The sequence below is a fragment of the Acinetobacter sp. ACNIH3 genome (assembly GCF_002918965.1).
GTDB classification, from domain to species: domain Bacteria; phylum Pseudomonadota; class Gammaproteobacteria; order Pseudomonadales; family Moraxellaceae; genus Acinetobacter; species Acinetobacter schindleri.
This window is the reverse complement of sequence record NZ_PQLP01000006.1, coordinates 106,813-114,743: the sequence shown is the minus strand read 5'-3', so window position 1 is coordinate 114,743 and position 7,931 is coordinate 106,813. Positions and strand designations below refer to the sequence as shown.

General features: G+C 40.5%; 4 protein-coding genes. 3 read left to right on the top strand and 1 reads right to left on the bottom strand.

The features are described from left to right. The first annotated feature begins 179 nt into the window (after window positions 1-179). Both C3420_RS05015 and C3420_RS05010 read left to right on the top strand, forming a co-directional pair. A complete protein-coding gene (locus tag C3420_RS05015) occupies window positions 180-776 on the top strand; it encodes a hypothetical protein (protein ID WP_103857225.1) in 597 nt (198 codons plus the stop codon). Beyond that, window positions 777-1,862 (top strand): SIR2 family protein, encoded by a 1,086-nt coding sequence (locus C3420_RS05010; protein ID WP_103857224.1) that lies wholly within the window; start codon window positions 777-779, stop codon window positions 1,860-1,862. It abuts the gene before it with no gap. Between the two features lie 30 nt (window positions 1,863-1,892). Here the strand turns inward: C3420_RS05010 and metH are convergent, their stop codons facing one another. Next, window positions 1,893-5,579 (bottom strand): methionine synthase, encoded by a 3,687-nt coding sequence (gene metH, locus C3420_RS05005; protein WP_103800735.1) that lies wholly within the window; start codon window positions 5,577-5,579, stop codon window positions 1,893-1,895. Window positions 5,580-6,095: 516 nt separating this feature from the next. On the opposite strand from metH, the gene C3420_RS05000 reads away from it, so the two are divergent. Then, entirely contained in the window at window positions 6,096-7,715 is a 1,620-nt protein-coding gene (locus tag C3420_RS05000; RefSeq protein ID WP_103800734.1) for an inorganic phosphate transporter, read from the top strand. The last annotated feature ends 216 nt before the right edge of the window (window positions 7,716-7,931 follow it).

The following is a 7,931-nucleotide window of genomic DNA, read 5'->3' as shown; positions in this document are numbered from 1 at the left end:
TTCTTGACTCAAGCATTAATGCAGTACGATCTTCAAAGTTAAGATGATGGTATGACAATTTTATATACTCCATAAACCCTTTAAATTAATTAGGTGGTTTATGTCGCACTTCAAGTTTTACTCTGCCGTTCTATGCATATGCAGTTTGTAGTGATTCATCGGGAGTATTTAATTTTTCTATGTCTCTATCATTTTCTAAAAATAAAGAAAGTTACTTTAATCAATTAAGAGAAAGCTTGATATCAATTAATAAAAAATTTATACAGAACAGATATAATGCAATCGTCTTTCACATAACAACAAGAATATCCTATTATGAAATGACAAAAATTCAAGAAATAATAAAGGAGATATTTAATAGAGACATCAAATTATTGATATTAAAAGTCAGTAAGTCGAAAAAATATATAGGGTTTTCTCTTGATCGCAATGATTGCATTGTAAAGAAAGGAAGTATTTTTTCTGTTGATACTCAGAAAACACTTCTATGGGCTGATGGCTGTATTGGAAATGAAAAAATATCCAATCGCCCCTCTAAGCCTTTAGATATTGAATTATTATATCCCTCTGAAGGTGAAAATCAGATTGATTATCTAGATGATATATACAAACTTTCAAATGCAAATTGGCATGGATTCAATTCTAATTCATTACCTGTAAGTTTGGTTTATTCTAAAAATATAGCTAATTTTGTCGCATTACTTTATGAATATGGAAAAGAAGAAGAGCTTTCAGAGCTTAGTTTAATTCAAACTAATATACCTTGGTTTTTATAAATGAATAGTATTGAAATTTTAGATAGTGAAAGTATTATTTTTGTGCTAGGAGCTGGAGCTAGTGTTGATTCAAATATACCTCATGCAGGAAAAATGGTTTCCAAGTTTGAGGGAATTTTATCAGGGGAAAAGTACTTAAAAGAAAAAGAGCTATATTTATTACTAAAAAGTTCAATTCTATATCAGCGAGGATTAAGAGAATTTAACCCCTCTAGTGTTGTTAGTATTGAGGATATTTTGAATGTAATAGAGTCTTTAAAGCAAAAACAAGAGAATATTTTATATCCATTTATTGGGAATTGGTCTAATCAGCTTATTAAGACTTCTGGGGAAAACTTTGAAATAGTAGATAAGTTAGACGAAATGATTCGTAACTCATTATATGAATGGGTAACTTTGGATAACTATAATATATCATCTTATTATTGTGCTATAGGTAGTTTATCTCGTGAGGTGAGTTTTCCAATAAGAATATTTTCATTAAATTACGATATTTGTGTTGAAGAAGCTTTTAAGAAAAATTCTTATTATTTAGAATCTGGTTTTGATTTTGAGACTTGTATTTGGTCATATGATAGGTTTGATTTACCTTTGGAAAGTAATGTAGATGCATATCTATATAAATTGCATGGATCCATTAATTGGAAAAGAAATGAAAAGGGAGAATTAATTACATCTGCATCTATACCCCAAGATCCTCAAGTGATTTTTGGTACAATGATGAAGATGAAATCTTTAGATCCTTATTTGTTTAGTATATATGAACTTAGGCGTTGTTCATTACATTCAAATCTGAAGTTTATAGTAATAGTGGGATACAGCTTTAGTGATGATCATATTAATAAATTAATACAACAAGCTCTCATAAAGAATGAAAATTTGAAATTATTAATAGTTGATCCTTGTATTGATCAGCTTGCTCAAGAAAGAATCTTAAAGACACTTAATACTGGATTACAATTAGGAAATCCAAAAATTGATATAGAAAAATTAATTCCTATGAAACAGACCGCAAGAATATTTTTTGAAAATTTATCTTTAGATATTTTTAAACAACATTTAAATTCAGAAGATCTCCCATTTTAGGAAGACCTTCTAAATATTCTGTATGTTCAGTTAAACCACTGAATCATCCAAATTCGGCGCTAACCAACGTTTCGCCTCATCCAAGGTCCAACCTTTACGCTTCGCATAATCTTCCAGCTGGTCGCCAGAGATTTTACCCACGTTAAAGTATTCAGTTTCAGGGTTCGCATAATAGAAACCGCTCACTGATGAAGGTGGCCACATCGCAAAGCTAGAAGTCAGATAAGTCCCCATCTTCTCAGTAGTACCTAACCAGTCAAACAATGGCGCTTTTTCAGAATGTTCAGGACAAGCAGGGTAGCCCGGTGCAGGACGGATGCCGACATACTTCTCTTTGATCAATTCATCATTGTTCAGAGTTTCATCTGCCTGATAGCCCCAGAACTCTTTACGGATACGCTGATGTAAATGCTCTGCAAAGGCTTCCGCAAAACGGTCACCCAAGGCTTGAACCATAATTGCATTATAGTCATCACCTTTGGCTTTATATTCCTGAGACAGCTCTTCTGCACCGAAGATCGATACAGTAAAGCCACCCAGATAATCCTGAGTCACATCTTTAGGTGCAATAAAGTCAGCCAAAGAGTAGTTTGCTTTACCAGTCACTTTGTCAGACTGCTGGCGTAAATGCTCGAAAGTATGGGTTACATTGCCAGCTTCATCCGTCACCGCAACGGTATCCGCTGCGACACGGTTGGCAGGGTAGATACTAAAGGTTGCACGCGCATCGAAACGTTTATTCTCGATGATGTCTTTCAGCATTGCTTGCGCTTGTTCATACAAATCACGCGCTGCTTCACCTACCACTTCATCTTCAAGGATTTTCGGGAATTTACCCGCCAGGCTCCATGAAATAAAGAACGGTGTCCAGTCAAAGTATTCCACCAAGGTTTCTAAAGGATAGTTGGTGAATGTTTCAGAACCAATGAAGTTTGGTTTTACTGGTGCATTCTTGTCGAAGTCGATTTTAAAGCCATTTTCAACTGACTCAGCATAAGAAAGCTTCGCAGCTTTCGGTTGCTTGTTGGCTAAACGAGTACGAATTTTTTCATAATCCGCTGCATAGTCTGCCATCAATTGTGGTTTCATTTCGGCAGAAAGCAATTGTGTGGTTACACCTACAGCACGAGAGGCATCAGCCGTATAGAACACACCATCATTTTGATATTGCGGAGCAATCTTCACCGCAGTATGTGCTTTCGATGTGGTCGCACCACCAATCATCAGTGGAATGTTAAAGCCTTTACGTTGCATTTCTTTGGCAACAAAGACCATTTCATCCAATGACGGAGTGATCAAACCAGACAAACCGATGATGTCCACTTTCTCATCAATGGCCGTTTGTAGAATCTTCTCACATGGCACCATTACGCCAAGGTCAACGATGTCATAACCGTTACAGCCAAGTACCACGCCCACGATATTTTTACCGATGTCATGTACGTCGCCTTTTACCGTTGCAAGCAAGATTTTACCTTTGGCTTCGCCTTGGGTTTTTTCCGCTTCAATAAACGGGTTCAACCAAGCCACAGCCTGCTTCATCACACGTGCAGATTTTACCACTTGCGGTAAGAACATTTTACCCGCACCGAACAGGTCGCCGACCACGTTCATGCCCGCCATCAATGGACCTTCAATGACATCTAAAGGACGGGCAGATTTTAAACGAGCTTCTTCAGTATCTTGGTCAATGTACGTGGTGATGCCTTTCACCAATGCATATTCAAGACGTTTTTCAACACTTTCATTACGCCATTCCAGGTTTTCTTCGGCTTTTTGTGCGCCTGCTTGACCACGGTATTTTTCAGCAATAGTCAGTAATTTTTCAGTCGCTTCCTGACCGCTTTCACCTTGATTACGGTTCAAGACCACATCTTCAACAGCTTCTTTCAGTTCTGCATCGATATCATCGTAAATCGCAAGCTGACCTGCGTTGACGATCCCCATGGTCAAGCCTTTCTGGATCGCGTGATACAGGAACACTGCATGGATCGCTTCACGAACAGGTTCGTTACCCCGGAATGAGAACGACACGTTGGAGATCCCGCCTGATACCATTGCATTTGGCAGGTTTTGTTTAATCCAGCCTGTTGCTTCAATGAAGTCTACGCCATAGTTATTGTGTTCTTCGATACCGGTTGCCACCGCGAACACGTTCGGGTCAAAGATGATGTCTTCGGATGGGAAGCCGACTTCATTCACCAGCACATCGTAAGAACGCTTACATATTTCTTTTTTGCGTTCAGCAGTATCCGCCTGACCATTTTCATCAAAGGCCATCACGATCACCGCAGCACCATACTGACGGCAGAGGCGGGCACGTTCTACAAACTCGTCATAACCTTCTTTTAAGGAAATCGAGTTAACAACCGCTTTACCTTGCACGCATTTCAAACCTGCTTCAATGATCTCCCATTTTGAAGAATCAAGCATGATGGGCACACGTGAAATATCAGGTTCAGATGCGATCAGATTCAGGAAATGCACCATCGCACCTTGTGAATCGAGCATACCTTCATCCATGTTGATGTCGATGATCTGCGCACCGGCTTCAACTTGTTGACGGGCAACGTCTAAAGCTTCTGTGAAGTTTTCTTCTTTAATTAGACGAAGGAATTTTTTAGAACCGGTTACGTTGGTACGTTCACCGACGTTCACGAATAATGAATCTTTGGTGATGTTAAATGGTTCTAAACCACTTAAACGGCATGCAGGCTCAATTTCAGGAATCTGGCGAGGAGCAATCCCTTCAACCGCTTGTGCAATTGCGCGGATATGATCTGGCGTCGTACCACAGCAACCACCCGTGATATTGATCAAGCCACTTTCTGCAAATTCTTTAATGAATGCAGCCGTTTCTTCAGGGGTTTCATCATAACCACCAAACGCATTTGGCAAGCCTGCGTTTGGATGTGCAGAAACGAAAGTATCAGCAACGTCAGATATGGTTTTTACGTGTGGACGCATCGCATCTGCACCCAGCGCACAGTTAAAGCCGATTGAAATCGGTTCTGCATGACGCATTGAATTCCAGAACGCTTCAGCGGTTTGACCGGTCAATGTACGGCCTGATGCATCGGTAATCGTACCTGAGATCATGATTGGCAATTCATAACCAATTTCTTTAAACACTTCTTTTACCGCAAAAATGGCAGCTTTGGCATTCAAGGTATCAAATACTGTTTCGATCAGGATGATGTCCGCACCACCTTCAATCAGTGCTTTGGTCGATTCGATATAGTCGACTTTTAATGCATCAAAAGTAATGTTACGGAATGCAGGATCATTTACGTTTGGTGAAATAGAGGTGGTACGTGAAGTCGGACCAATTACACCTGCCACAAAACGTGGTTTTTCAGGGGTTGAATATTTCGCGCAGGCCTCTTTGGCAAGACGTGCTGCCTCACGGTTAATTTCCGGTACCAGATCTTCCATGTGGTAATCCGACATTGAAACACGCGTACCGTTAAAGGTATTGGTTTCAATAATGTCAGCGCCCGCTTCAAGATACGCTTCGTGGATACCTTGAATAATGTGTGGTTGTGTTAAAACCAGAAGGTCGTTGTTGCCTTTAAGGTCATATGCCCAATCAGCAAAACGCTCACCCCGATAATCGGCTTCTTCCAATTTATGGCGTTGGATCATGGTACCCATCGCACCATCGATAATTAAAATTCTTTTGGCAAGAAGTTCTTTCAGGGTGGCAAGTGTGGACATTCAGACTTTCTCAGTAAGCATCAAAAACGGTAATAATCTTAACAGATTAGTGCGCAGTTTTCTGTAGCCATTATTCAGAATGCTGGATATGGCTGATATGAAAATCTGATAAGCAAACTGAACTGTACATAGAAAGCTGAAAACAGATAGAAAACAGAAAGCCCTAAGTCAGTTATGTAGGAATTGAACCGAAAATAAAATATAAATGAGTTTCATGAAAGTGTCATATGGCTGGGGCAATATAGAGTCAATTGTGACAGGCTCAGGAAGATGACAGTTCTGAGAAAATGATCAATTTTATTGCAAAACATGAATGAAGTTGAGTGGATAAACGGTTTCTATTTAAATAAATTATTGATTTTTATTTTTTAATTTTAATATTGATAGTATGTAGCTTTAGGATGAACGGCAGCAAGAAAGTCTAAAAAATTGGTCTATATGACGGCGCTTTGTCATATAATTGTCACAATTAAACTGAACAATATGGGGATTCTTGAATCCTCTATTCCTGCTTGCATGAATTCTAATCAAACTCCCTCAGGTTCAGCCCATCAGTCGCCTTCACATAAGTCGACTAATGTTCATGTGCCAACACCGAAATTTTTTATGCCGGTGTTTCTGACTGTAATTATTTCTACGCTGATTTATATCGGCTTTCAGTTGACTTCAGATCTGGCGCATGTTCCAGCAATCGGTCTGTATTCGATGATTCTTTTAGCCACAGCGCTATTTATTGCGCTGGGCTTTGAATTCGTCAATGGTTTCCACGATACAGCCAACGCGGTTGCCACCGTAATCTATACCAACGCATTGTCTGCACCGGTTGCAGTCATGTGGGCAGGTTTCTGTAATTTCCTTGGGGTAATGGTGGCCAGCGGTGCCGTTGCTTACGGGATCATTGCATTACTTCCTGTTGAACTGATTATGAACGTGGGTACAGGGGCCGGTTTTGCCATGGTCTTTGCCATGCTGATCGCCGCGATTCTCTGGAATCTGGGCACCTGGTTCCTGGGTATTCCTGCTTCGAGTTCACATACCCTGATTGGTTCGATTCTGGGTGTGGGCATCATGAACTATCTGCTCAACGCAGGTGGCGGTGCTTCCGGTGTGGACATGGAACAGGTGATGAAAGTCGGTAAGGCGCTGTTATTTTCGCCTTTGATCGGTTTTGCTTTTGCTGCAATCCTGTTCTTGCTGGTGAAAAAAATCTTCAGAAAGCAGCTAGAACTGTTTAAGCCACCTGAAGGTAACAAGCCACCACCACCACTGATTCGTGCCATTCTGATTTTTACCTGTACTGGCGTAAGCTTTGCCCACGGTTCAAATGATGGTCAAAAAGGTATGGGCCTGATCATGCTGATCTTGATCGGTTGTGTACCTTTGGCATACTCGTTAAACAAGAATCTTGATGCACAGCATATCCAGTCTTTCGGTCAGTTATCTGCTCAAACTGCTGATGTGATCTATCCACAGCATGATGATATTTCGGATGAGCAGGCACGTGCCGTAATTACCAAATATATTCAGACTAAAGAGTTAAATGCTGAAGTTGTACCAGCATTGGCAAGCTTAACGGATCATTTGGGTGAAAAAGTAGGTTCATACACGAACATTAAAGATGTGCCTGAGGCGCAAGTTTCAGAATTCCGTAATGACATGTACTTGAGCACCACAGCATTTAAACGCTTGGATAAAGCAGAAGCTTTACCTGCGATGACTGCTGCACAGGAAAAAACAGTTGACGACTATCGTGATAACCTGGATTCATTCCTGCAATACATCCCGACTTGGGTAAAAGTGGCAGTTGCTTTGGCACTTGGTCTAGGTACCATGGTGGGCTGGAAACGTATTGTAGTGACTGTAGGTGAGCGTATTGGTAAACAACATATGACTTATGGTCAGGGGATGTCTGCCGAGCTGGTAGCCATGACTACAATTGCTGCTGCAGACGGTTTCGGTATGCCGGTATCAACGACTCATGTCCTGAACTCTGCGGTTGCAGGTACGATGGTAGCGAACAAGTCTGGCCTGAACTTCCAGATGGTGAAAACGATTCTGTCTGCCTGGGTGTTCACACTGCCAGCAACGATCTGTCTGTCAGGTGGTTTGTACTGGGTACTGTTAAAAGTTTTCTAAGAAAATTTGATTTAAAAAACGCTGCCTCGGCAGCGTTTTTTATTGGTGATTTTTACCTCTCCCTTTCGCACTCGGAATATATTCTAAGGATGCTCATCTCCTAAAAAGAGAGGAAGAGCTTTATATTTAAATAGAGTGATTTAAGTAGAGAATAACCTCTCCCTGACCCTCACTTGTACTTCGTTTTAAAAGCAGTGCTTTAAAACTTGCTCAGGA

Excerpts from the sequence above, each read along its gene's own strand:
- C3420_RS05010 (WP_103857224.1), top strand. The coding sequence starts at position 777 with ATGAATAGTATTGAAATTTTAGATAGTGAAAGTATTATTTTTGTGCTA.
- metH (WP_103800735.1), bottom strand. The coding sequence starts at position 5,579 with ATGTCCACACTTGCCACCCTGAAAGAACTTCTTGCCAAAAGAATTTTA.
- C3420_RS05000 (WP_103800734.1), top strand. The coding sequence starts at position 6,096 with ATGAATTCTAATCAAACTCCCTCAGGTTCAGCCCATCAGTCGCCTTCA.
- C3420_RS05015 (WP_103857225.1), top strand. The coding sequence starts at position 180 with ATGTCTCTATCATTTTCTAAAAATAAAGAAAGTTACTTTAATCAATTA.